Annotated in this window: 20 protein-coding genes and 1 other RNA gene; 6 read left to right on the top strand and 15 right to left on the bottom strand. The window is 59.3% G+C overall.

The window, feature by feature from the left end; all coding sequences use genetic code 11:
* Window positions 1–148: 148 nt before the first annotated feature.
* Window positions 149–1393, top strand: a complete 1245-nt coding sequence (locus tag AC0Z42_RS21420; protein ID WP_485470203.1) for a hybrid sensor histidine kinase/response regulator — start codon at window positions 149–151, stop codon at window positions 1391–1393.
* A gap of 39 nt (window positions 1394–1432) precedes the next feature.
* Complete coding sequence (locus AC0Z42_RS21415; protein ID WP_485470202.1) at window positions 1433–1687, top strand: hypothetical protein; 255 nt, start codon at window positions 1433–1435, stop codon at window positions 1685–1687.
* Window positions 1688–1693: 6 nt separating this feature from the next.
* On the opposite strand, the gene AC0Z42_RS21410 is transcribed toward AC0Z42_RS21415, so the two are convergent.
* Window positions 1694–3055 (bottom strand): ATP-binding protein, encoded by a 1362-nt coding sequence (locus AC0Z42_RS21410; RefSeq protein ID WP_485470201.1) that lies wholly within the window; start codon window positions 3053–3055, stop codon window positions 1694–1696.
* Window positions 3052–3729 carry a response regulator gene (locus AC0Z42_RS21405; protein WP_485470200.1) on the bottom strand — a complete coding sequence of 226 codons (678 nt, stop codon included), beginning with the start codon at window positions 3727–3729 and terminating at the stop codon, window positions 3052–3054. The genes AC0Z42_RS21410 and AC0Z42_RS21405 overlap by 4 nt, the downstream gene beginning before the upstream one ends.
* 109 nt (window positions 3730–3838) lie before the next feature.
* On the opposite strand from AC0Z42_RS21405, the gene AC0Z42_RS21400 reads away from it, so the two are divergent.
* Window positions 3839–5980 carry a TonB-dependent receptor domain-containing protein gene (locus AC0Z42_RS21400; protein ID WP_485470199.1) on the top strand — a complete coding sequence of 714 codons (2142 nt, stop codon included), beginning with the start codon at window positions 3839–3841 and terminating at the stop codon, window positions 5978–5980.
* Between the two features lie 58 nt (window positions 5981–6038).
* Here the strand turns inward: AC0Z42_RS21400 and AC0Z42_RS21395 are convergent, their stop codons facing one another.
* Window positions 6039–6416: a hypothetical protein gene (locus AC0Z42_RS21395; protein ID WP_485470198.1), complete on the bottom strand. Its 378-nt coding sequence runs from the start codon at window positions 6414–6416 to the stop codon at window positions 6039–6041.
* 84 nt (window positions 6417–6500) lie between these two features.
* On the bottom strand, window positions 6501–7529 hold the full coding sequence (locus AC0Z42_RS21390; protein ID WP_485470197.1) for a chemotaxis protein CheB: 1029 nt from the start codon (window positions 7527–7529) through the stop codon (window positions 6501–6503).
* A gap of 172 nt (window positions 7530–7701) precedes the next feature.
* Between AC0Z42_RS21390 and AC0Z42_RS21385 the strand changes: the two genes are divergently transcribed.
* Together AC0Z42_RS21385 and AC0Z42_RS21380 are read left to right on the top strand one after the other, a co-directional pair.
* Window positions 7702–8535 (top strand): hypothetical protein, encoded by an 834-nt coding sequence (locus AC0Z42_RS21385; protein WP_485470196.1) that lies wholly within the window; start codon window positions 7702–7704, stop codon window positions 8533–8535.
* A 2-nt stretch (window positions 8536–8537) separates the two neighbouring features.
* A complete protein-coding gene (locus tag AC0Z42_RS21380; protein WP_485470195.1) occupies window positions 8538–8981 on the top strand; it encodes a GTP pyrophosphokinase in 444 nt (147 codons plus the stop codon).
* A gap of 57 nt (window positions 8982–9038) precedes the next feature.
* Here the strand turns inward: AC0Z42_RS21380 and AC0Z42_RS21375 are convergent, their stop codons facing one another.
* The 11 genes from AC0Z42_RS21375 to ompA all read right to left on the bottom strand — a co-directional run bounded on the left by AC0Z42_RS21375 (window position 9039) and on the right by ompA (window position 19492).
* Window positions 9039–10442, bottom strand: coding sequence for a serine hydrolase domain-containing protein (locus AC0Z42_RS21375; RefSeq protein ID WP_485470194.1), 1404 nt, complete (start codon window positions 10440–10442; stop codon window positions 9039–9041).
* A gap of 166 nt (window positions 10443–10608) precedes the next feature.
* Entirely contained in the window at window positions 10609–10977 is a 369-nt protein-coding gene (locus AC0Z42_RS21370) for a hypothetical protein (protein WP_485470193.1), read from the bottom strand.
* A 152-nt stretch (window positions 10978–11129) separates the two neighbouring features.
* Window positions 11130–13190, bottom strand: a complete 2061-nt coding sequence (locus tag AC0Z42_RS21365; protein ID WP_485470192.1) for a DKNYY domain-containing protein — start codon at window positions 13188–13190, stop codon at window positions 11130–11132.
* 587 nt (window positions 13191–13777) lie between these two features.
* The gene (locus AC0Z42_RS21360) at window positions 13778–14812 is read right to left on the bottom strand and encodes a hypothetical protein (protein ID WP_485470191.1); all 1035 of its coding nucleotides are present in this window, start codon (window positions 14810–14812) and stop codon (window positions 13778–13780) included.
* Window positions 14799–15149, bottom strand: a complete 351-nt coding sequence (locus tag AC0Z42_RS21355; RefSeq protein ID WP_485470190.1) for a hypothetical protein — start codon at window positions 15147–15149, stop codon at window positions 14799–14801. The genes AC0Z42_RS21360 and AC0Z42_RS21355 overlap by 14 nt, the downstream gene beginning before the upstream one ends.
* Window positions 15150–15395: 246 nt before the next feature.
* On the bottom strand, window positions 15396–16106 hold the full coding sequence (locus AC0Z42_RS21350) for a site-specific integrase (RefSeq protein ID WP_485470189.1): 711 nt from the start codon (window positions 16104–16106) through the stop codon (window positions 15396–15398).
* Complete coding sequence (locus tag AC0Z42_RS21345) at window positions 16058–16492, bottom strand: Arm DNA-binding domain-containing protein (RefSeq protein ID WP_485470188.1); 435 nt, start codon at window positions 16490–16492, stop codon at window positions 16058–16060. Before AC0Z42_RS21345 ends, AC0Z42_RS21350 begins: the two co-directional genes overlap by 49 nt.
* A 253-nt stretch (window positions 16493–16745) precedes the next feature.
* Window positions 16746–17106, bottom strand: a transfer-messenger RNA (tmRNA) gene (ssrA, locus tag AC0Z42_RS21340).
* A gap of 83 nt (window positions 17107–17189) precedes the next feature.
* A complete protein-coding gene (locus tag AC0Z42_RS21335) occupies window positions 17190–17888 on the bottom strand; it encodes an HAD family hydrolase (protein ID WP_485470187.1) in 699 nt (232 codons plus the stop codon).
* Window positions 17889–17964: 76 nt separating this feature from the next.
* A complete protein-coding gene (gene ubiG / locus AC0Z42_RS21330; protein ID WP_426076414.1) occupies window positions 17965–18660 on the bottom strand; it encodes a bifunctional 2-polyprenyl-6-hydroxyphenol methylase/3-demethylubiquinol 3-O-methyltransferase UbiG in 696 nt (231 codons plus the stop codon).
* A gap of 124 nt (window positions 18661–18784) precedes the next feature.
* Window positions 18785–19492 (bottom strand): outer membrane protein OmpA, encoded by a 708-nt coding sequence (ompA, locus tag AC0Z42_RS21325; RefSeq protein WP_485470186.1) that lies wholly within the window; start codon window positions 19490–19492, stop codon window positions 18785–18787.
* 584 nt (window positions 19493–20076) lie between these two features.
* On the opposite strand from ompA, the gene gyrA reads away from it, so the two are divergent.
* Window positions 20077–22770, top strand: coding sequence for a DNA gyrase subunit A (gene gyrA / locus AC0Z42_RS21320; RefSeq protein ID WP_485470185.1), 2694 nt, complete (start codon window positions 20077–20079; stop codon window positions 22768–22770).
* The last annotated feature ends 28 nt before the right edge of the window (window positions 22771–22798 follow it).

Genomic DNA, 22798 nt, shown 5'->3' with positions numbered 1-22798 from the left:
GCTCTGCTGAAAGAGAGTATGGTATGGGCGTAGTGCGACATACACCGTTTGCAGCAATCGAGCTGACGTGCACGGCGATACCCAGTGAGCGCCGATGGGCGAAGAGTAGTTTTCCAGGTTTGCCCACACAAACCGATCATCCGCCATCATGCACCACACTGCGCTTCCACCGGATGCGGGGCATGCGCCTGCCGCATCGCCTGCCGAATCACCTTTCCATGAAGCGAGCTCGCAAGCCATGCGGGCCATCGCCGAGGCCGCTTCCCTGCGCCAGACCGAGTTCCTGGCGATGCTGGCCCACGAATTGCGCAATCCCTTGCAACCGCTGGCGATGGCCAATGACTTGCTGGGCAAGAAAGTCGCGCTCGACCCGGTGTTGGCCCATGTGCACGGCGTGATCGGCAGGCAGGTGAGCCATATGGCGCGCCTGATCGACGACCTGCTCGACGCTTCGCGCGTCAGCAGCGGCAAGATCAAGCTGCAACTGCTGCCGGTGCTGCTGAGCGACATCCTGGCCAGCGCCGTGGAAGCGGGCCAGGCGAACATCGACAAGCGCCAGCAGCTACTGAGCCTGAGCCTGCCGGACGAGCCGCTGCTGATCGAGGCCGACCTGGTGCGCCTGACACAGGTGTTTGCCAACCTCCTGAACAATGCCAGCAAATTTACGCAGGAATTCGGCCATATCGATATCGTTGCCAAACGCAATGGCGCGCTGGTGGACATTACCGTCAGCGACGATGGCGCCGGCATTGCGCCCGACACCCAGCCGTTCATTTTCGATCTGTTCACGCAGGGCTATCGCTCGCTGGAACGGGCCCAGGGCGGGCTGGGCATCGGCCTGTCGCTGGTGCGTACCCTCACGCAATTGCATGGCGGCACGGTCGATATGGTCAGCGCGGGCGTGGGCCTGGGCAGCCAGTTCATCCTGAAGTTGCCACTGTCGCCGCTGCCCATGCCGGTTGCCATCGCCGCCCCCGCGCCGCCGGCGACGGCTTTGCCACGGCGCATATTGCTGATCGAAGACAACGCCGATGCGGCGGAATTGCTGGCCATGCTGCTGGAGCACGATGGCCACCAAGTCGATGTGCGCCTGGACGGCCCCAGCGGGCTGCGCGCCGTGCTCGATGCGCCGTATGACGTGGTGATCTGCGATATCGGCCTGCCCGGCATGGATGGCTACCAGGTCATCGGTTCGGCGCGCGCGGCCTTGACGGCGCCGTTCCCGTGTTTTATCGCCGCCTCCGGCTACAGCCAACTGGGCCAGTTCGACCTGGCAGGCGAGGCCGGCTTTGATCATTACCTGGTCAAGCCGATCAATATCGAAGTCCTGTCCGACATCATCACGGCACAGGTGCCGCGCCGAGTTGCTGGCCGGCCGGGTTCAAGCGTATGATGACCAGGTATTCTTTCGACATCACCCCGAGGAGATATCATGGAAAAACCCGAATTCATCCTGGCCGCCAAGGCCATGGAAACGCTGGAAATGTACCAGACCTTCTACGGCCATTCGCCCGAATACCAGGCGCACCAGCAGGAAGTATTGAAACTGTTGCGGCACAAGGGCGCTTCCTTGCTGGTGTCGGAACATGGCCCGGCCAAGTTCCTGCTGGCGTTTGCCGATGCGCTGGAAACGGCCGGCTTGCCCGGTGAATATGTGCCGCTGGCGCGCCGCCAGAATATCGCCTGAAGACTTTCAGGCTGGCGGAAACCTCACCGTGACCGCCAGCCCCTGTCCCTGTTCGCCCGCGTCGAGCGTGATGCTGGCCTGATGGTTGTCGGCGATGCGCCGCACGATCGACAATCCCAGCCCGCTGCCGGGCAGGTGCGCGCCGGCCAGGCGCACGAAGCGCTCGAACACGCGCTCGCGCATTTCCTCCGGGATGCCCGGGCCATTATCGGTTACACGCAGGAAAGACGCGCCATTTTGCTGGCCGCAACTGACGGCGATGCTGCCCGGCGCCAGCGTATAGCGCATGGCGTTGTCGACCAGGTTACGCACCAGCATGCGCATGCTGTGCGGTTCCAGCAGGCAGGGTGCCGCTTGCAACTCCAGCTGCAAGGCCAGGCCCCGTTGCGCGCACAGTGTTTGCCAGTTGTCCTTTTCTTCGGCCAGCAGCGACGCCAAGTCCATCGTGCGCGGTTGCAGTGCCGGCCCCGCCTGCGGGTCGAGCCGCGCCAACGTCAATAATTGATCGACCAGCCGGCTGGCGCGCTCGACGCTGAGGCCCAGGCCGGCGATGAATTCATCGCGTTCAACCGGGCTGCGGGCGCGCTGCAGCACTTGCAGATTGGTCTTGATGGCCGCCAGCGGCGTGCGCAGTTCGTGCGCCGCGTCGGCCGTGAAGCGCTGCTCGTATTCCATCGTGTGGCGCACCCGCCCGAACAGGCGGTTGATCGCCAGCAGCAAGGGGTGCACTTCGCTGGGCACGCCCTGCAGGCTGACGTCGCCCAGGTCGTTCGGCGTACGTGCCGCAACTTCAAGGGCCGAATCGCGCAGCACGCGAAACACGCGGTTGATGCTCCACCAGATGACGATCGTCGCCAGCGCCACCAGCAGCGCGCCGAACATGGCGATCTTGTAGAAAAAGCGGCTGCTGATATCGTCGCGGTGGCTGGTCGGCTCAAGAACCAGTAATTGCAGTTGGCGCGGCGCATCCCACAATACGAACAAACGCCATTGCTGGCCGTCGATGCTGGTCCACGACAGGCCATCGGGCGCGTTGCGCGACAGCGAGGTGTTCAGGGCGCCATCATTGCGGTACAGCACGTTCTGCTGCGCGTCGCGCACCTTGAAGCGCAGGTAGTGATGCGGGTTCGGATAGCCGCGCATCGGCAGGTCGATGGTGGCCTGCTTGCCGCGATTGCGCAAATCGTTCTCCACCAGCGACAGCAGCAGATGCCCGGTTTCCACCAGAGACTGGTCGAACAGTTCTTCGCTTTCCTGCTGCGCTTCCACATACACGATGGCCGCGCTGCTGCCCCACAGCAGGATGGTGAGCCCCAGCAGCACCGCCAGCAGGGTGCGCCGCAGCGACCAGCTTTTGCTGGCCCTCACGCTGCCACGGCTGATAAAGGTTTATCGCAGCAATAGCCGACTGCATGCACGGTGCGGATCAGGCCGCGCCCCAGTTTCTTGCGCAGGTGGTGGATATGCACCTGGATCGCATTGCTTTCCACTTCCTCGCCCCAGCTGTACAGATTTTTTTCCAGCTGTTCGCGGCTCAGAATGCGCCCGCTCTGTTCCACCAGCATTTGCAGGATGCGAAATTCCTTCAGGGTCAGCGGCACCGGTTTGCCCGCTTGCGTCACTTGCCGCTCGGCGATATCGAGCAACAGGTCGCCATGCGTCACCTGTTCGCGCACCCTGCCGGCGGCGCGCCGGCAGGCGCTTCGAATGCGCGCGGCCAGCTCGTCCAGGTCGAACGGCTTGGCGATAAAGTCGTCGGCGCCGGCGTCCAGGCCGGCGACGCGCCCGGCCACATTGTCGCGCGCGGTAACGATCAGGATCGCGCCCAGGTAGCCGCGCGTGCGCAGCATGGCCAGCGCATCCATGCCGTCCTGGCCCGGCAAGCCCAGGTCGAGCAGGATGCAGCCGTAGTCATGCAGGCGCACCGCCGTGTGCGCCTGTTCGGCCGAGGTGACCCAGTCTACGGCGTAGCCGCCTTGTTCCAGGCCGATCTGGGTGGCGCGGCCCAGTTGCGGGTCGTCTTCAGTGAGCAGTATGCGCATGTGTCTTCAATACAACTTGTTAAGAACCTCTTAAGAACTTCTTTGCACCATCAATTGTAAATGATTCCTATTCTTGAATCGTAATAACCACCACCGTCCTGGAGATTGAATGTTTCATCGTACGCCACACCTGCCACGTCCAACCATTCTGGCCCTTGCGCTGGCAGCCTTGTCCGGCACCGCTTTTGCCCAGGATACGTCCACCGGCACCATGCCCGAAGTGGTGGTCTCGGCTGCCGGCTTCGAGCAGGACATCAAGCAGGCGCCCGCCTCGATCACCGTGCTGACGCGCGAAGAGCTGTCGCGCGAGCGCTTCGGCAACCTGACGCAGGCGCTGGAAAGCGTGGAAGGCATCGACGTCGGCGCGGCCGGCGACAAGACTGGTGGCATGAATATCAGCATACGCGGCATGCCCAGCGACTACACCCTGGTGCTGATCGACGGCCGGCGCCAGAATGCGGCCGGCAATGTCACGCCGAACGGCTTCGGCGGCACGCAGACCAGCTTCATGCCGCCGCTGGCGGCCATCGAGCGCATCGAGATCATCCGCGGACCCATGTCGACCCTGTACGGCTCGGACGCGATGGGCGGCGTGATCAATATCATCACGCGCAAGGTCGGCAAGAAATGGATCGGTTCGGTGGGCGCCGACTATACGGCGCAGCAGGAATCGTCGTTCGGCGACGTCAAGGCCGGCAAGTTTTACCTCAGCGGCCCGATCGTCGCCGATACCCTCGGCCTGTCGCTGCGCGGCAGCAAGCAGCGCCGCGATGCGGCCGAGATCAGCTATGAAACCCAGGCCGGCGCGGATGTGGCGCTCAACATGGGCAGCAACCCGGTGCGCTCGGACGTGGAAAACTTTGGCGGCAAACTGGCGTTTACGCCGAACCGTTTCCATACCATCATCCTCGACGCGGAAGCTGGCCGCCAGACCTATGACAACTCGCGCGGCCAGCTTGGCACGCTGGGCACGGGCGGCTATGCCGCCAAGCAAAAATATAACCGCGACCAGTGGACCTTGTCGCACACGGCGCGCCTGGGCTTCGGCACGCTCGACAGCAGCTATATGGTGAACCAGACTGAAACCCTGGGCCGCACGATACCGCCGGGCACGCCAGGCGCCGTGGCCGGCAGCGCCCGCACGCTGAAAGTGGAAAGCCGTGTGTTCGATACCAAGCTGGTACTGCCGTGGGGCAATCACATGTCGACCATCGGTGCGCAGTGGTGGAAGGCCGAGATGACCGACGGCGTGGCACCAAAGACCTTCGAGTTCACGCAAAAAGCCCTGTTTGCGGAAGACGAATGGCGTTTGCTGGAAAGTTTTGCGCTGACCCTGGGCGCGCGCCATGACGATCACAGCATCTTTGGCGGGCAGACCAGCCCGCGCGGCTACGCGGTCTGGAACGCTACGCCGAACTGGACCGTCAAGGGCGGCCTCAGCAAAGGTTACAAGACGCCGCGCGTGGAGCAGCTGTCGCCCGGCATCAACGGTTTCGGCGGCCAGGGCACGATCCCGCTGGTCGGCAGCCCCGGCCTGAAACCGGAAACCAGCACCACCACCGAGCTGGGCGCCTATTTCGACAACCTTGCCGGCTGGACCGCCAGTTTTTCCGTGTTCAACAACGAATTCAAGGACAAGATCACCACCGGCACCGGCCTCGTCAACTGCAGCTACCGGCCGTCGCCGAACCGCCCGGGTTGCGTTAGTTTTGGCAACTGGCCCAACGTCGATGCGTTTGGCCAGTCGATCAACGTCGACGAAGCCGTCACGCGCGGCGTGGAAATGAACACCCGCTTCCCGCTGGGCAAAACCGTGGCCGCCAGCGCCAACTACACCTACACCGAAAGCGAGCAGAAGAGCGGCAGCAATATCGGCAAGCCTTTGGGCGACACGCCGAAACATGCGGTCAATGCGCGCCTTAGCTGGGATATCACGCGTGAATGGAAGAGCTGGCTGCGTGCCGAATACCGCAGCGACCGCTTCCGCGATCCGGGCACCTCCGCGTCGACCCGCGCCGCCAAGGCCGCGCTGGGCGACTACAAGGGCTACACCATGCTGCACCTGGGCGCCAGCTACCAGCTGACGCCAAAAGTGACCCTGAACGCGGCAGTCTATAACCTGCTCAACAAGGACTTTATCGACTACCAGCCGTACCGCGCCACTGCGGCGCCGACGCTGACGTATGCCAGCCGCTATGTAAACAATATGGAAGGGCGCAGGCTGTGGTTGTCGGCGAACGTGGATTTCTGATGATGTAGTGTTGATGGGGCAGGCGCCTTCTCCTGCGAGGTGGGGGAGGGCGCCCGAGCTAGCAGATCGCGCCGTGCATGCCTTTTCCGGTCTTCAGGTCGATTCCGAAATAACAGCTGTAGCCTTCGTTTTTCATGCGCACGCACGATAAATCCCCGCGGCGGCGCTCGCGGTAGTGCTTTGCCTCGCTGCAGGCATTTTCCTTGGCGATGTCCGGCCCGAGCTGCAGGAACAGGTCTTTCGCCGCCGGCCCCGTCAGCATGAACGCCACTTTCTTGTCGCTGGATGTTGGCGGCAGCATTTCCGACAAAGTGCCACCATAGATTTGATAGTCGCCGCGCAAGGGCTTGGGTGTGCCTGGCGGGGACGCGTCAACCGCCAGTGCGGAGGTGATGTGGAACGGGAGCGTTGCAAGGAGGAGCAATCGACAGTTCATGGATGGTCCCGGATGTCAATATCAAGGTGGTCGTCGTGGCCCATGGATGATCGCGCAGGTACCACAGCGTGACCTTGACTTGGTTCAGGAAGTCGCCGTCGCCGATTTCAGCATCGCGCGGATGCGGTCGATATGCACCTTGGCCTGTTCCACCCGTTCCACATGCGAGGGGCTGGCCTCGCCCTGTGCGCCCATGCGTATCAGCAGGTTGCGGTTCTCTTCGAACATGCGCAGCGCGATCCACAGGGTTTCTTCCATCTTCGCTTTCTGCTCATCCATCAGGGTCGCGGCCGTATAGGAGTGGCCGGTATGGCAGCGGTAGCGCAGCAATTTGCCCTTTTTCATCTGCCACAGCACGCCGCCGCAGCCCGGGCAATTGAAGGGGACCTGTTCGCCAAGTTCCTCTACCGATTCCAGGTCGCTCAGCACGCGTTCGGCGATGGTCGCTTCGATGGCGATATCGTCCGGTACGGCAGTCGGCTTGCGCACGCGCCGCTTGACCAGGGTGGTGAGCAGCGCACCCATCTGTGAAAGTGGCACGCTATGGTCGATCTTGGCCATCCGCAAGGCATTTTGCGGCATGTCGGGATAGGCGCAATCGGCGGGGTCCTGCACCACGCAGATGCCGCCGCAGCGCTTGACGGCCACCATGCCGGCGCTGCCGTCGTCCAGGTAACCGGTCAGCACGACGGCCACCACGCGGTTGCCGAAGGCCACTGCCGCCGAGCGGAACAGCGAATCGATGGCCGGGCGCGCCCGGTTCTCGCGGGCGCCCTTGGTAATCGTGATCTTGTCGCCGGAAATCATCAAGTGATGGTCGGGCTGGGCCAGGTAGACGTGGCCGGCGAGAATCTTTTCCTGGTCCGTCGCGATCTTGCAGGGCAGCGACCCTGCCTTGAGCAACTCATGCAGCAGCGGCTCGGCCGACGATGACGCCGCCATATGATTGACGATCAGTATCGCCGCAGGAAAGCCAGCGTCGAATTGGGCGATCAGCTTGATCAGCGCCTGCATGCCGCCAGCGGAAGTGCCGACCACCACCACGGACTTTGCGGCAAGCTTTTTGCGCGGTGCCGTGTTCTTGATTACCTTTGCCGCTGCTTTGTTTGTCATCGGGAGACCAATCTATGCCAGGGGCTTGCTCGTGGGTAGATCATAGCCCGTTTTCAGATTGGAGCATTTCACGCGGCCCGGCTGCCGTGCAGCCGTGCGCCAGACTCGTCCATGTACAATCAGCAACATGCGGATCGCCGTATCCGTCCCCTGATTGCGGAGCATGCCGGCCTTGAAAAACATACTGCACACCTGGTCACAGGCTTTTCGAGAAGCGTCTGCCTGCATCGGCCTCGGCTTGCGCGACACACGCCATGCGGGGCTGTGGTGGCGCTCCGGCTTGCTATGCATGGTGGCGGTGCTGATTTGGCTGGGCCTGTACATCTATTTCGGCCAGTTCTTCCTTGAGCTGAGCGGCATGCTGGCGCTGGTGTCCGTTACCGGCCTCTTGGGCGTGGGCGTGCTCGACGGCGTGGGGTCCTTGGCCAGCGGGCCTGCCACCATTTCGCAGATGGGCAATATCACCGGCGGCCTGGGCAGCCTCGTCAAATCGCTGCTGTCGATCGGCCAGATTGCGCTGGCGCTGCTGGCGCTGGCCACCTTTTTCTACGTGCTCGTGTTTATCGTCGGCGCCATCAGCACGGCACGTTTGCCGCTGCGCTCGCTGTTGCTCGAGCGTGCCCGCGAGGTGGTGGCGCGCCGTTACCCAGCGTGGCAGCCGCCATCGGATTTATCCGCTGTTGTTTCCAAGCCGTCGTGGGGCAAGCGTATCCTGCTGCTGTTGTCGCTGCTGATACCGGTCTGGGCCATGTTCGTGCTGATCGCGTGGCTGCTGGCCTGGAATGTGCGGCTGGTGTATGGCGCGGCGGCCGATGGCGTGCTGCACCAGGAACAGCGGCAGGCGCTAAGCCGTCTGCAAGGCCCTGCCATCTTTGCCCTGGGGCTGATGCTGTGCTTGTTGATGCTGGTCCCGGTACTCAATTTATTATTGCCAGCCGTGCTGTGCACGAGCGTCTGCCATTTGCAGCGTCGTGGCTGGCGTGCGGCTGTGCTCGTCAAGGAGTGAAAATGACCATATCAATCAAGCCAGGGACGTTGGAGCGGGCTATCGAGATTGCCGCCAGGACCCATGCGGGCCAGGTCGACAAGGGCGGCGCGCCCTACATCTTGCATCCATTGCGCGTGATGCTGCGCGTGGCGCCGGGGGCGCAGCAGATTGTCGCGGTGCTGCATGATGTGGTGGAAGATAGCGAGGTCACGTTTGAGGACCTGGAGCGTGAAGGGTTTTCTGCCGAGGTGATCAGTGGCTTGCGCGCGGTGACCAAGATCGAGGGCGAGTCGTACGAGGATTTCGTGGCGCGTGCAGCGCTCGATCCGGTAGGTAGCAAGGTCAAGCTGGCGGACCTGGCGGAGAACAGTGATTTGTCGCGGATTGCACAGCCGTCGCAAAAGGATCTGGAGCGAGTGGAGAAGTATCGCAAGGCGATCGCGTATTTGTCGGCACGCTCGTAGCGATAAATGCTGCCTGCCGGGCTGCGCCTGTATTGCAGTCCCGGCATGCAGGCAGGCTTACGGCGCCAGTGCACCAACGCGCGCCTGCACCACGGGATCGCCGGGGCCATGGAAGGTCACTTGCGTTACCGCTCCCTTGTTATCGCGGCCGAACTCCACATACGCCACCGAGTTGGGAATGGAAAAGCCTGTATCGGAAAACGCGCTCAGCACCACCTTGTTGCGGCCGTTGCGGTCCATCACCAGCTGCCCGCCTTCGCTGCGGAAATTGCGCGTGTTGCTGTCATCGATTTTATAACTGCCCTGGTAGGCGTCCAGCAGCCTGGCGTTCAGCGTGACCGCCGTGTGCTCGGGAAAGGGATTGCCGGCCGCGATGGCCGCCGCCTTCATCGCCACCATGTCGGCCGCCGCAAGGCCGCTGTCGGCATTGGTCAGCACGGCAACGTACAACTGTTGCCCGGGCAGGCGCAGGGCGTAGCTGGAGTAGCCATAGATGCCGCCGCCATGCGACTGCATCGTCATGCCGCGCAGCTTGTCCACGTTCCAGCCATAGCCATACGGCACGCTTTTGCCATCGGCCAGGATATGGGCGGCAAGGGCTTGTTGCTGGCTGGCCGGCTTGAGCAAGGTGCCGGCAGTAACCGCCACATCCCAGCGCGCCATGTCGTCCACGGTCGACACCAGTCCTCCGGCTGCGTACGGCTGGGTCATGCTGACCACCTTGCCGTGCTCGAAGCCGGCACCGGTGCTGCTGCGGGTGTAGCCCTGCGCGCGCGGTGCGCCGCCGCGTTCATGGCCATCGTAGGCGCTGTTGGCCATGCCTAGCGGCACGAAGATGCGTTGCTCGACAAATTGAGCATACGACAGGCCCGAGACTTTTTCGATGATCGCCCCCAGCAGGAAATAACCCGAGTTGCTGTAGGCGTAGCGGCTGCCCGGTTCGAATTGCAGCGGATCGTTCTTGAAGGTATCGATCATCTGGCCCGGCGTCAGGTCTTTCGCCACGTTTGCTTCAAAGCTGGGCTTGCTGGTAAAGTTGGCGATGCCCGAGGTATGCGTCAGCAATTGCTCGATGGTGATGGGCTTGCCGCCAGTAGGGTAGTCGGGCAGGAATTTGTTGATGTCGTCGTGCAGGGCCAGCTTGCCCTCGTCGGCCAGCATCAGGATGCCGGTGGCGGTGAACTGCTTGGTGATCGAGGCGATGCGCATTACCGTGTCCGGCGTCATGGCCTGGCCTTTGGCAACATCGGCCATGCCATAGGCTTTGCGGAACACCGGCTGGCCGGCCCTGGTAACGATAATGGTGGCGCCGGGTTCGCCAGCTTTGAACAGCGGCGCGATGGCGTTGTCGATGCGGGTGGCCAGGGTGTGATCCTGGGCTTGGCTGGCGGGGGCGTGCATGACCAGCAGCAGTGTCAGCAGCGGTGCGGTGGCGAGGCGGAGCGTGGAGAGGTTCAGCATGAGGCATCCCTGTTCGAGGTGGATCGGCGGCGTGATTGACTGGGCCGGTATGGTAGGGACGATAGGGGAGATGGTGCCCGGGAGCCAGCGGGGTGCGATGGGCTGCGGTTTTGACGGGCTGGGTGGGGATATGGGCTGGCTCGGCTGAGGCTGTGGCTGGGGACAGTCAGCAGCTTGCGCCAGGAATGTCCTTGCCTGCTCTCAGGTCATAACCGAGGAAGCAGCGGTACTCTGTAGTGGGAAGAAACGAGCACCATAGGTTTCCCTTGCTGCGCAAGCGTTCGCCTTGCTCACCGCTGCAAGTGACTTTGGCGTCTGGATAGAGGGAGTCGAAGATATCTTTCGCCGCCGGACCGTTGATTTCGATCGCCAGCTTCCGGTCGGTCTTGCTCGGTGCTTGCTCGTTGCCCAGCTCTCCGGAATAGATCGTGTACTCGGCCTTCAGTGGTTTGGTACTGGCTGGTTGCATGGGCTGGTCGGCGGCGTGAACTGTGTGGAGCAGGGTGGAGAGGAAGATAGTCAGGAGCGGCTTCATTTTGGTGTGCCCTTGAATAGTAATCGGGTATGGAGGACCATACCTGAGCTATTTACATTGACACTGAGATTGCGCAGTGATTTTTGGTCCGGACATTGGTATTGCTGAGACGTGTTGTCATGGCGGAACTGACCTCGCATGCATGCATAAAACTATGCGCGCAGGTAGTCCTCTTCGCTCACCTCAGTCAGTCCGGAATGGCCGTCGTAGCGGTAGAACCGTTGCTTGTCGCGCGCATGGCGATCATCGAGAAACTCTAACGTGGCCAAGTCTATGCGCTTGGCGCTCAGCGGTCTTCGGCCACAAAACAATTTACGCGTGCCTAGCAGCAGAAAATGAGGATGCGGCACCGAGACTTCTTCCGGGCTGAACTCGACATCCAGCGGCTTGCCATCGGACATCATCAACGTGGAATTGAACGCATAAGTGCCAAGTATCTGTGTATTTTCGGGATCGAGGTATTTTTTTGCCTGCCCCCTGTAGTAAACGGCACGGCTATCTTTGGCCCAGCCATAACCGCAGCTCACGAAGGTGGCAATGTCAGCCTTGAAAATGGGCTGAGGACAGTGATAGAAAATTTGGTGGCAATATACTGTTTTACCGTCACTCAGGTAAGTCAAATCGAATGCGCTGAAATGCTCCACAGACTCAGTAGAAAACCGTTCAGGCACGGCTCTGTCAGCGCAATGATACGGGATCAGATACAAGCCATTGACATCGCCGCAAAGATGTTCACTCAATAACTTGAAACTGGCCGCATCCAATCCGATGATAGGCCGTCCATGAAAGTACACCTGTCGGCCCAGTTCGAAGCCAAGACCGATGACGCGTCGCGCCGAGATTTCTTCCTGAGGTGCCGCCCGCGCCTCTTCCTGCGCCTTCAAGCGGTGCCACCAGTAATCCGTCAGTTGCGGATGCGCCCCGAAAAATGGCGCCCACTCCAGCTGCATGGCCTCGTCGAGTACACCGTCGCTGCCCAGCGGCCCATTTCGGTCGCCCACCAGTATCGGCGAGTAATCGCGTCCCGCATGATGCAACTGCGCTACGACGAAACTGTCTACGTCCACATCCAGCGGTTTGTTGCGACAGTAAGCGCGCTGATGATCGCGGTAATAGTCGAAGCCGAGGTGTTGAAAGCTGGGGCCGTGAGCGCCACGCACACGCGTCCCTGCGGCGTAAACGAACTGATCATCCACGGCAATATACTCGTGCTGATATTCACTCGCAGACACCACCCGGCCGGCCTCATCAAATTCCGGTTGCCGGCATTTGAGCAATTTGAAATCGCCCACATAGCGAATGGACTTTCCCGTCAAATAATACGCACGTTGCCCATCCTTGGCATAACGTTCGTTAAGTACGGTGAATGTGGCCAGATCGGCATTGTCAATGCGGTAAAAGTATTCGTATGCAACGCTCGATCCCTGCTGTGCCTGCACGATAATCGACTCACCATCCGTCCCCCAGCGCCGCGCAAGCATGTGAAAGCCGTCAGGATTGGCGATCGACAAAGGTGTGCCGTCCTTCTGGTGCAATCGCTTATATCCTCTGTAAACTTGTCCGTTTATCACCCGGTAAGCCGGATGATTGGTATAACGGATCTGGTCGTGCGCACTCGCGATCACCTTTCCAGACAGAAAGACGTTCACGCCATCGCTGAACAGTGCGCAATCGGCTGATACAAAATCTGGTGCCGGCTCAAGCAAAGCAAGATTCTGGTGCTTTACATCAACCATCAAGGTCACGGAATAATCATCAAACCAATAGGCGCTGGTCTGGTCACTCCAGTAATGGTAACCCAGTTTTTTCAGAGTGCCTTTGAAACGAAAAGGCAACGCCTGCACCGCATGGTAGCCATATTGCGCAAGGTACTGTGGGAGCAGGTAGTAATCACGCTGACTATCGCGCAACAAACCCGGATAGACTCGATGTCGCCAGACTATTTGCCCAATACACAATGGCGACGGCGGAAAATGTCTGGCACTTGCTTCTTGAGCGATTTCAAAGGGCGGCTTTCCTGCAGGCGCGAGCATGATGTAAACCCCGCGCGCACTCTCGTCTCCCAGTAACGCCCCGTCCATAAACGCGAACTCCCCGTGCCATTCAAGGTCAAGTGGCTCCCACTCCGCAACATCCACATCTGGCGTCGTCATCATTGCATTCCATGATAAGAAGTCGGTAGCATAACCGAGAGCCGGGATCAGGTCCGCCATTCAGACACGGCCTGAGCAGCAGATGGTTTTTCAGGGGCGAAGCCTTGCGGCCTAAAATCTGGGCAGACTAATCGGGGCGGATTATGCTGAAAGCGCAGCCCGGTTTTGCGGCTATCGAACGAGCAGCGCTCGTTCCCCGCAAAACCCCGCGTTCGTGCCGGACGGGGAATTGGTTCTTGGCTGTCTCGCATGGGATAAGGCAAAAGCGCCGTTGGCGCTTCCTTGGTCAGAAGAATCGGGGAGCCGTTGCGCTGCAGCGCAACGTCGCTTCGCGGGCGCCTCGCATACGAGGCGAATTCCCCGCTACGCCCCGCGCCCGTGCCGGACGCGGATTCGGTTCTCTGCGTTTTCGTCGTTGAATAAAAAACAAAGGCCCCGTCGCTTGCGCTCGGGGGCCTTTGTTTTTTATTCAGTGGTGGAGACGGCGGAATCGAACCTACCGTAAACTTAGATTCTTTAGGCGTCTTGAAGGTTTTACTGTCAAAATGCAGACAATCATCGATGGTAGCGTTAGAGCCAGCGAGAAAGGCACCCTGATAATTAATACTGCCCAGCTATCCCGAAGTATCGTTGCCCAGCCGTAAAAATCAATCGTCCCTCATGGTTTTTTCGTACACATGAAGATGATAGCCGCAAAGGCCTCCATTCATCTGATCATCTTGATTCAGTGGTTCTTCGCAGACTTTGCACTGAGGATAGTCAAGAGTTGCATGACACCAACTACATTTTTGTTCATGAATTACAAATGTGGCTCGGTCACACTCATTGCAGCCCTCAACACCTGGCTCACCGCCGTCTCGCGGATCGTAGTCGTGTGCGTCGTTCAGTGCGTCAATCATAAGTGGCGCTATCAGGTCAACGTGGTTACATGCCATGCATCGGTATTTGAATACGTCATCCTGACGGTCGACACCATAACCTTGTTCTACGTCATCTGGATGCGGACCCAATAGCGAAGATCCGCATTCCTCACATCGGCACGCATCAAGCCATTGCTGCATCTGCTCCGGGACATCAACATCAGCCCATGCAGCGGCGCATTCAGAACTAATTTTGACAAAGAAATTATGGCTCTCTAGCATGGTATGCCAAGCTGCACCTAGGAGTTCTGCAGGCGGCTTGTCCAGCTGGAGTTGAACGAAATCTCGCAAGACGGGGAAAAGCTCGGCAACGAAACCTGCAACTTCACCCAGCGTATTGGCTGGATGTAAATGCTCTAAGTGGTTGCGACAGTCCTGTAATTTCTCAATCGTCCTCCAGTCTACGTCGATATTGAAGGCTTTGAAGCGTTTTTGTATTGTAGTGACATCGATTGTTGTTTTTTTAAAATTTCCAGCGGGCTTCCATTCTATTCCGCCGTCTCCATCGGAATGGGGTAGTACCTCTGGGGGATTGAAAATCAATGAAGATGCATCAGTTGGTTCGTCGACCGATATAGCAATTTTGTATTTGAATAACAGTAATACACCTGCGAAAAGATTTCGTACCGCTGACAAGGCCCTTGCCGGATCGCCCCCTTTGTCCAATGATATCTGGCTAAGTTGAAAATCCTCTACTCCGAGGCGAATTGATGTAAGGGCGTTTTCTTGTAGTTTGTTTGCATCCAAATCAGGGAGAGCCATTATTTTTATCCTTTATGATATGGGCGAGATTTGCTATTTCCTCTTTAAAGCCGCGAGATACTTTATTAAATTTATCTTGCAAGGTGAAAAAGTCGTCCGCGTCGAGCTTGCTTGTTTTTGGATCATCGAGGTAAGGTGCAATTGATGCTCTAACTAATTCAACTTTTTCTTGATGGATTTTCAATTCCGGAAGATGAATATTTAAAAGCATTTGAATTTTTTGAAGCTCACCAGGAAGTAACTTATTTTTCCCGTCCTCCAGTTTTGCTATATGGGAGTAATCGTAGTGTCCCAAGTGGCATTGCAAATGATTTATGCAAATTAATTGATAATTCATTTCCCATTTTTCTTATAGGTAATAAAAATCCTCAATCCTTTGAATTTTTGATTCTTAATTCTTTTTTTTTGTTTTGATTTGTGATATTGGTTTTTGCAATTTTAAGGTTGTAAAAATTTGTCACGATCATTGCTGTTATTGTTGATATTGATGTTATTAGACCGCCAATGATAAGGCCGACGTCTTTTAGATCTACGCTTTCAAATATGTTTTCCATTTTCCTAATAACCTATACTTTTTATCTTTTTATTGTCCGAATATAATTTCAGCTTTACTGCCGGCCATATTATCAGCATCAGGCATCCAGCGGCCATAAGCCCTTGCAATCATCGTCCAGTCTGCGTGCCCCATCTGCTTTGCAACCCACATCGGGTGCTCGCCGGACGACAGCATCACGCTGGCATAAGTGTGTCTCGTTTGATATGGGTTGCGATACCGCACGCCAGCGTTTTGCAGAATGCCGGTCCATAGTGTCTTGCGGATCGGCTGGTCCCCTTCCCAGTGCCGTTTCAGACGCGGATTTTGAAACACTTCCTCGCCCTTCGTCCAAGTGAATGCTTTTTGTTCTTGTAGCGCGTGCATGGCGCGCTCCAGCAGCTTGACCTCGCGGCGGCCGGCGTTGGTCTTGGTGCTCTCCGCAGCCTTGGAGTGCTGGGTGAGGGCGCGCGTCACCATCACGACGCCGCGTATGAAGTCCACATCGGCCCAATCCAGCGCCACCAGCTCAGACGTACGCAAGCCGGTCCAGAAGGCAAACTGCAACAGGTTGCGCCCCTGGCCGGTTGCTTGCGTCAGAATTGCCGCCTGTTCCTCTTTCGTGAACGGGGCGATATCGTCCTTCGACTGCGGCGCTTCGACCTTGGAATAGCACCACCGCGCCAGCGGCTTGACCTCGATCAGTTCGTTCTCTATCGCGTCGTCCAGCGCCTTGCGCAGCACGCTTTGGATGTTGGCCATGGTCTTGTTGTCGCGGTCATGGGCTCCAGCTTCGCCCGCACGTCTTTCTTGCGCAGCGCCGACAGCATGATCGTACCGAACCAGGGGATCAGCTGGCCAACGACGATCTTGCGATAGCCGTTGTATGTGCTGGCCTTGAGGTGCTTTTTTTGCCTGTCCTGCCACTTGTCCAGAAACGCCTCGATGGTCTGCACATCGCCCACATGGTCGGCGAACTTGGCGGCATTGGACGATTGCGGGAAGGTGGCTGCATAGTCAAAGCTGTTGGTGGCGATCGCGTGCAGGATAGCCGCCCGGTGGTTCTCAGCCCGTTTCAGCTTAGCGGAGGTGGGCTTGAGCGCGATCCTTTCGCGGCATCGTGCAGGGAACTGGGGGTCAGATACCATCGTTTAGACTCGGCCTGAGCATTAGATGGTTTTCTAGAGCGAAGCCTGCGGCCTCAAACCTAGTCAGAAGAATCGGAGAGGGTTGCGCTTGCAAGCGCAACCCGGTTTTGCGGCGGCGAGCTTTGCTCGCCGAATTCCCGCAAAACCCCCGCGTCCGTGCCGGACGCAGATTCGATGCCCGGCTGTTTCGTCGTTGGATAAAAAAGTAAGAGCCCCGTCGCTTGCGCTCGGGGGCCCTTACTTTTTTATCCAGTGGTGGAGACGGCGGGAATCGAACCCGCGTCCGCAAGCACTCTACAGACAGTTCTACATACTTAGCACTGCCATTTAATTTAACCGGTACAACGCGGACGTGCACGCTGTGTACAAGCGAGTTACCTATTATTTAGTCGAATGCTAAGTAACCCAGCATCAGACGAGTCCCTGTAAATGACTCTAGAGCTTTTGACGGCCCACCCCAGGGACGAGGTGTTCTAGAGCTAACAGCGATTAAGCTGCCAGTGCGTACGAGTTATCGTTTGCAGTTAAGTTTTTTCAGGTTGTATTTACGAGGTAGCCCGCCCTCGGTATGCCCTGCGCTGCTTTGCAACCCACGTCGAAACCAGGTCGTCCCCACAGAACCTTCATTGTAGCGCAAACTTCGGGATCATGCATGGTGCATTCGCAGTATTGAACACCACGGGCGGAAGTTGTTTGATCAAGCCGCCAACGCCCGCTCCGCCACCACCACCTCGCTCACCAGCTCCAGCAACGCTGCCGGCGTCTCCAGCAAATAATCCGCATTCCATGACAGCGGCTCGACCGGGCCGCAGTAGCCCCAGGCGCATGCTATCGTGCGCATGCCGGCGGCGCGGCCGGCCTGGATGTCGCGCAGGTCGTCGCCGACGTACCAGCATTGCTCGGGGGGCAGGTTCAGACGGCGGGCCGCTTCCAGCAGCGGGGCAGGGTGCGGTTTCGGGTGGGCCATGGTGTCGCCGGAGATCACGCAGCCGGCGCTGCTCAGGCCGATCTTGCCGACCAGCGGGTCGGTGAAGCGGGCCGCCTTGTTGGTGACCACGCCCCATGCAAGGCCCAGCGCGCTCAAGCCTTCCAGCAGGGCAGGGATGCCGTCGAACAAACGGCTTTCCACCGCCAGGGCGGCTTCGTAGTTGTCCAGGAAGCCGGTTTTCAGGGGCTCATAGCCGCTTTCGCCGGGGACGATGCCGTACGAGGCGCCGATCATGCCGCGCGCGCCGGCCGAGGCGGTGGGGCGCAGCACCTCATAAGGGGTGGGCGCCAGGCCGGCGCGGGTGCGCATCAGGTTGATGGCGGCCGCCAGGTCGGGTGCGGTGTCGGCCAGGGTGCCGTCGAGGTCGAACAGGATGGCGCGCGGGGCTGGCAGGTGGTCGGTGGTCATGGCGGGCGCAGGGTAGGTAAAAGTGGGTAAAAATGAAAAATGGCGGCCGTAGCCGCCTTGTGGATCGCCTTGTCGCTTACAGGGGCCGGGTGCAGGCCACCAGGTAGTTGACGCTGGTATCGTTGTTCAGCGAGTAGATCTTGGTCAGGGGATTGTAGCCCATGCCGCGCATGCTGTTTACGTCCAGCCCGGCGCTGCGCGCAAATTGCGACAGTTCGGCCGGGGTGATGAATTTGTCGTAGTCGTGCGTGCCTTTTGGCAGCAGGCGCAGGATGTATTCGGCGCCCAGCACGGCGAACAGGTAGGCTTTCGGGTTGCGGTTCAGGGTCGACATGAAGATATGACCACCGGGTTTCACCAGTGCGGCGCAGGCCTGCACGATGGCGGCCGGGTCGGGCACGTGTTCCAGCATTTCCATGCAGGTCACCACATCGTACTGGCCGGCTTCTTCGGCGGCCATGGCTTCGGCGGCGATCAGCTTGTAGCGCACGTTCACGCCTGATTCCAGGCTGTGCAGGTCGGCCACTTTCAGGGCTTTTTCGGACAGGTCGATGCCCGTCACGTTGGCGCCTTTGCGGGCCATCGACTCGGCCAGGATGCCGCCGCCGCAGCCGATGTCGATCACGCGCTTGCCGGCCAGCGGCACTTTCGCGTTGATCCATTCCAGGCGCAGGGGGTTAATTTCGTGCAGGGGACGAAACTCGGAAGTGGGGTCCCACCAGCGGTGGGCCAGCTCACTGAATTTTTGGATTTCAAGAGGGTCGGCGTTCATGGGGGCAATGATAGCGGCATTTTTCAAAACGGGCAGCCACGGACGAAAAAAAACCCCGCCGTAGCGAGGTTTTTATCGATTGCGCTTGATCTGCCGGGCAGATCAGGCGCAGCCGGCAGGGTAATTACTTGCGGGTACCAACAACTTCGATTTCCACGCGACGGTTTTTCGCACGGCCTTCGGCAGTTTTGTTGTCAGCAACTGGCTGTTTCTCGCCTTTGCCTTCGGTGTACACGCGGTTGCTTTCAACGCCTTTGGAAACCAGGTAGGCTTTGACAGCATCAGCACGACGTACCGACAGTTTCTGGTTGTAAGCATCGGTACCGACCGAGTCAGTGTGACCCACGGCGATGATGACTTCCAGGTTGATGCCGCCCAGTTGGGTGGTCAGCTGATCCAGTTTCGACTTGCCTTCCGGTTTCAGGGTAGCTTTGTCGAAGTCGAAGAATGCATCAGCGGCGAAGCTGACTTTTTCCGAGGTAGGTGCTGGTACTGGCACAACCACTGGCGCTGGTGCCGGAGCAGGCGCTGGTGCAACTGGTGGCGGAGGCGCCACGCATTTGCCGTTTTGCAGGGTTTCTGGTTCTACGCACAGTGGCACGTCGCAACCTGGCACCGCGTCAGCAGGTGTCCAGTAGCCAGTACGCCAGCACAGGCCGAATGGGTCACGCACGATTACGCCGCGGGCATCTTGCACATAGGCGCTTTTTGGCGTCGGTGCCTTGATGTCGGTGGTCACTGGAGCGAATGGTGGCGAGGTTGGGGTTTGAGCCGAAGCCGAGCCAGCAATCACTGCGGATGCAGCGAAAAACAGCGTTACAAATTTATTCATTCTTTTTTCCTTTCGGGGGGTGATATCCGCAGAACAACGCGGCGCTACTGGTTTTGCATGCCGGGATTTTATCATGTAGACCACAACGCTCGTTCAGATTGCGAAACTAGCAATTAACTTCTGCTTCATTTTGCCACACGCATCCGTAGCGCACGACCGTGGGCAAATCAAAGCTTCCGCGATTTTAGACTGCATGTTGTAACAACGCAACGAAAATGCCCGATTATGACGCGCCCGTGACATCTAGTTACATTTTGTGCCTGTTTTGTGGGCAGGACTCTTGAACTGGTGTTGTTCATATGCACTATTGTCAAGCAATCATGCACAGCGCCGGTGCGCCATGGAATGCCTTTGTATTCCGGCACGCCTGGCAATTTGCACTTGCAGCAGGGCGCGCATGCTAAAATCGTGCGCTTGACTGTTGGGCGTGCCTGACAAAAAGCCGATGGCGGCGCTGCTCCCTGCAACCGTCCCGCCCCTTTTGCCAGCCACTCCACCACAACAGCCGCCCAGGATATGCAGTATTGCGTCATACATTGCGTAGCAGATAAGTTAACCACAGCCTGAGATCAGTCGAACCGCCAATGGATCAATTCGCAAAAGAAACAATCCCTATTTCCCTCGAAGAAGAGATGCGCAAGAGCTACCTCGATTACGCCATGAGCGTGATCGTCGGTCGCGCCTTGCCTGACGCGCGTGACGGCTTGAAGCCAGTGCACCGCCGCGTCCTGTTCGCGATGCATGAAATGAACAACGTGTGGAATCGCCCTTACGTCAAGTGCGCCCGCGTGGTCGGCGAAACCATGGGTAAGTACCACCCCCACGGCGATGCGTCGATCTACGACACCTTGGTGCGCATGGCGCAAGATTTTTCGCTGCGCTACATGCTCGTCGATGGCCAGGGTAACTTCGGTTCCGTCGACGGCGACGCCGCCGCCGCCATGCGTTACACCGAGTGCCGCCTGGACAAGATCGCCGGCGAACTGCTGGCCGATATCGAAAAAGACACCGTCGACTTCGTGCCCAATTATGACGGCAAGGAAAAGGAACCGTCGGTACTGCCGACGCGCATCCCCAACCTGCTGATCAACGGCTCGTCCGGTATCGCCGTCGGCATGGCAACGAACATTCCGCCACACAACATCACCGAAGTGATCAACGGCGCGCTGCACGTGCTGCGCAACCCGGACTGCACGATCGATGAATTGATCGAACTGATCCCGGCGCCGGACTTCCCGACCGCCGGCATCATCTATGGCGTCTCGGGCGTGCGCGACGGTTACCGCACCGGCCGTGGCCGCGTGGTGATGCGCGCCAAGACCCACTTCGAGGAATACGGCAAGGACGGCGGGCGCATCGCGATCATCGTCGACGAGCTGCCATTCCAGGTCAATAAAAAATCCCTGCTCGAACGCATTGCCGAAAACGTGCGCGACAAGAAGCTCGAAGGCATTTCCGATATCCGCGACGAGTCCGACAAATCGGGCATGCGCGTGGTGATCGAGCTGAAACGCGGCGAAGTGCCGGAAGTGGTACTGAACAATCTGTACAAGCAGACCCAGTTGCAGGACACCTTCGGCATGAACATGGTGGCGCTGGTCGACGGCCAGCCGAAGCTGCTGAACCTGAAGCAGATGCTGCAGTGCTTCCTGTCGCATCGCCGCGAAGTGGTCACGCGCCGCACCGTGTTCGAACTGCGCAAGGCGCGCGAACGCGGCCACGTGCTCGAAGGCCTGGCCGTTGCGCTGGCCAATATCGATGACTTCATCGCCATCATCAAGGCTGCGCCAACGCCGCCGATCGCCAAGGTCGAGCTGATGGCGCGTCCGTGGGATTCGTCGGTGGTGCGCGAGATGCTGGCGCGTACCGGCGACGGCAATACGCCGGGTGGCGTGGATGCATATCGCCCGGAAAACCTGCCGAAGCACTACGGCATGCAGGCCGATGGCCTGTACAAGCTGTCGGACGACCAGGCGCAGGAAATTTTGCAGATGCGCCTGCAGCGCCTGACCGGCCTGGAGCAGGACAAGATCGTCAACGAGTACAAGGAAGTGATGGAGCATATCGCCGACTTGCTCGACATCCTGGCCAAACCGGAACGCGTGACCATCATCATCACCGACGAAATGACGCTGGCGATGAACGAATACGGCGCCGGCAAGAAGGACGTGCGCCGTTCGCAGATCGAACTGAACGCGACCGACCTGGAAACCGAAGATCTCATTACGCCGCAGGACATGGTGGTGACCCTGTCGCACACCGGCTACATGAAGGCCCAGCCGATTTCCGAATACCGCGCGCAGAAGCGCGGCGGACGCGGCAAGCAGGCGATGGCGACCAAAGAGGAAGACTGGATCGACCAGCTGTTCATCGCCAACACGCACGACTATATCCTGTGCTTCTCGGACCGTGGCCGCATGTACTGGCTGAAGGTATGGGAAGTGCCACAAGGCTCGCGCAATTCGCGCGGCAAGCCGATCGTCAACATGTTCCCGCTGCAGGACAACGAAAAGATCACCGTGATCCTGCCATTGTCTGGCGAGAACCGCACCTTCCCGGAAGACCATTATGTGTTCATGTCGACCAGCCTGGGCACCGTCAAGAAAACGCCGCTGAAGGACTTCAGCAATCCACGCAAGGCCGGCATTATCGCGGTCGACCTGGACGATGGCGACTTCCTGATCGGCGCGGCGCTGACCGACGGCAAGCACGACGTGATGCTGTTCTCGGATTCGGGCAAGGCAGTGCGCTTCGACGAAAACGATGTGCGTCCGATGGGCCGCACGGCGCGCGGCGTGCGCGGCATGAACCTGGAAGAAGGCCAGCACGTGATCGCGCTGCTGGTGGCCGAGAACGAGCAGCAGTCGGTGCTGACGGCTACCGAAAACGGTTACGGCAAGCGTACCCCGATCCTCGAGTACACGCGCCATGGCCGTGGCACGAAAGGCATGATCGCGATCCAGACCAGCGAGCGCAACGGTAAAGTGGTTGCCGCCACCCTGGTCAACACGACCGACGAAATCATGCTGATCACCACCGGTGGCGTGCTGATCCGCACCCGCGTGTCGGAGATCCGCGAAATGGGCCGCGCCACGCAAGGCGTGACCCTGATCGCGGTGGAAGACGGCACCAAGCTGTCGGGCCTGCAGCGCGTGGTGGAAACCGATATCGACGAAGTCGAGCTGACGACGGAGGCTGCCGCGGCGCCTTTGGCGGCGGTTGATCCGGCCGACCCGGCCGACCCGGCCACCGAGACGGACCCGGCGCAGCCGGAGTAAGATGATTGGGGCTCTTTCGGGAGCCCCA

The sequence above is a fragment of the Janthinobacterium sp. 1L-D-8-B-C4 genome (genome assembly GCF_057291295.1).
Note: the sequence above shows the minus strand (reverse complement) of the source record. Positions and strands in the feature narration are given on the sequence as shown.

Excerpts from the sequence above, each read along its gene's own strand:
- AC0Z42_RS21395 (WP_485470198.1), bottom strand. The coding sequence starts at position 6,416 with ATGAACTGTCGATTGCTCCTCCTTGCAACGCTCCCGTTCCACATCACC.
- AC0Z42_RS21420 (WP_485470203.1), top strand. The coding sequence starts at position 149 with ATGCACCACACTGCGCTTCCACCGGATGCGGGGCATGCGCCTGCCGCA.
- ompA (WP_485470186.1), bottom strand. The coding sequence starts at position 19,492 with ATGAATAAATTTGTAACGCTGTTTTTCGCTGCATCCGCAGTGATTGCT.
- AC0Z42_RS21415 (WP_485470202.1), top strand. The coding sequence starts at position 1,433 with ATGGAAAAACCCGAATTCATCCTGGCCGCCAAGGCCATGGAAACGCTG.
- AC0Z42_RS21345 (WP_485470188.1), bottom strand. The coding sequence starts at position 16,492 with ATGGTATCTGACCCCCAGTTCCCTGCACGATGCCGCGAAAGGATCGCG.
- AC0Z42_RS21400 (WP_485470199.1), top strand. The coding sequence starts at position 3,839 with ATGTTTCATCGTACGCCACACCTGCCACGTCCAACCATTCTGGCCCTT.
- AC0Z42_RS21350 (WP_485470189.1), bottom strand. The coding sequence starts at position 16,106 with ATGGCCAACATCCAAAGCGTGCTGCGCAAGGCGCTGGACGACGCGATA.
- AC0Z42_RS21390 (WP_485470197.1), bottom strand. The coding sequence starts at position 7,529 with ATGACAAACAAAGCAGCGGCAAAGGTAATCAAGAACACGGCACCGCGC.
- AC0Z42_RS21405 (WP_485470200.1), bottom strand. The coding sequence starts at position 3,729 with ATGCGCATACTGCTCACTGAAGACGACCCGCAACTGGGCCGCGCCACC.
- AC0Z42_RS21365 (WP_485470192.1), bottom strand. The coding sequence starts at position 13,190 with ATGGCGGACCTGATCCCGGCTCTCGGTTATGCTACCGACTTCTTATCA.
- gyrA (WP_485470185.1), top strand. The coding sequence starts at position 20,077 with ATGGATCAATTCGCAAAAGAAACAATCCCTATTTCCCTCGAAGAAGAG.
- AC0Z42_RS21370 (WP_485470193.1), bottom strand. The coding sequence starts at position 10,977 with ATGAAGCCGCTCCTGACTATCTTCCTCTCCACCCTGCTCCACACAGTT.
- ubiG (WP_426076414.1), bottom strand. The coding sequence starts at position 18,660 with ATGAACGCCGACCCTCTTGAAATCCAAAAATTCAGTGAGCTGGCCCAC.
- AC0Z42_RS21355 (WP_485470190.1), bottom strand. The coding sequence starts at position 15,149 with ATGAATTATCAATTAATTTGCATAAATCATTTGCAATGCCACTTGGGA.
- AC0Z42_RS21380 (WP_485470195.1), top strand. The coding sequence starts at position 8,538 with ATGACCATATCAATCAAGCCAGGGACGTTGGAGCGGGCTATCGAGATT.
- AC0Z42_RS21375 (WP_485470194.1), bottom strand. The coding sequence starts at position 10,442 with ATGCTGAACCTCTCCACGCTCCGCCTCGCCACCGCACCGCTGCTGACA.
- AC0Z42_RS21335 (WP_485470187.1), bottom strand. The coding sequence starts at position 17,888 with ATGACCACCGACCACCTGCCAGCCCCGCGCGCCATCCTGTTCGACCTC.
- AC0Z42_RS21360 (WP_485470191.1), bottom strand. The coding sequence starts at position 14,812 with ATGGCTCTCCCTGATTTGGATGCAAACAAACTACAAGAAAACGCCCTT.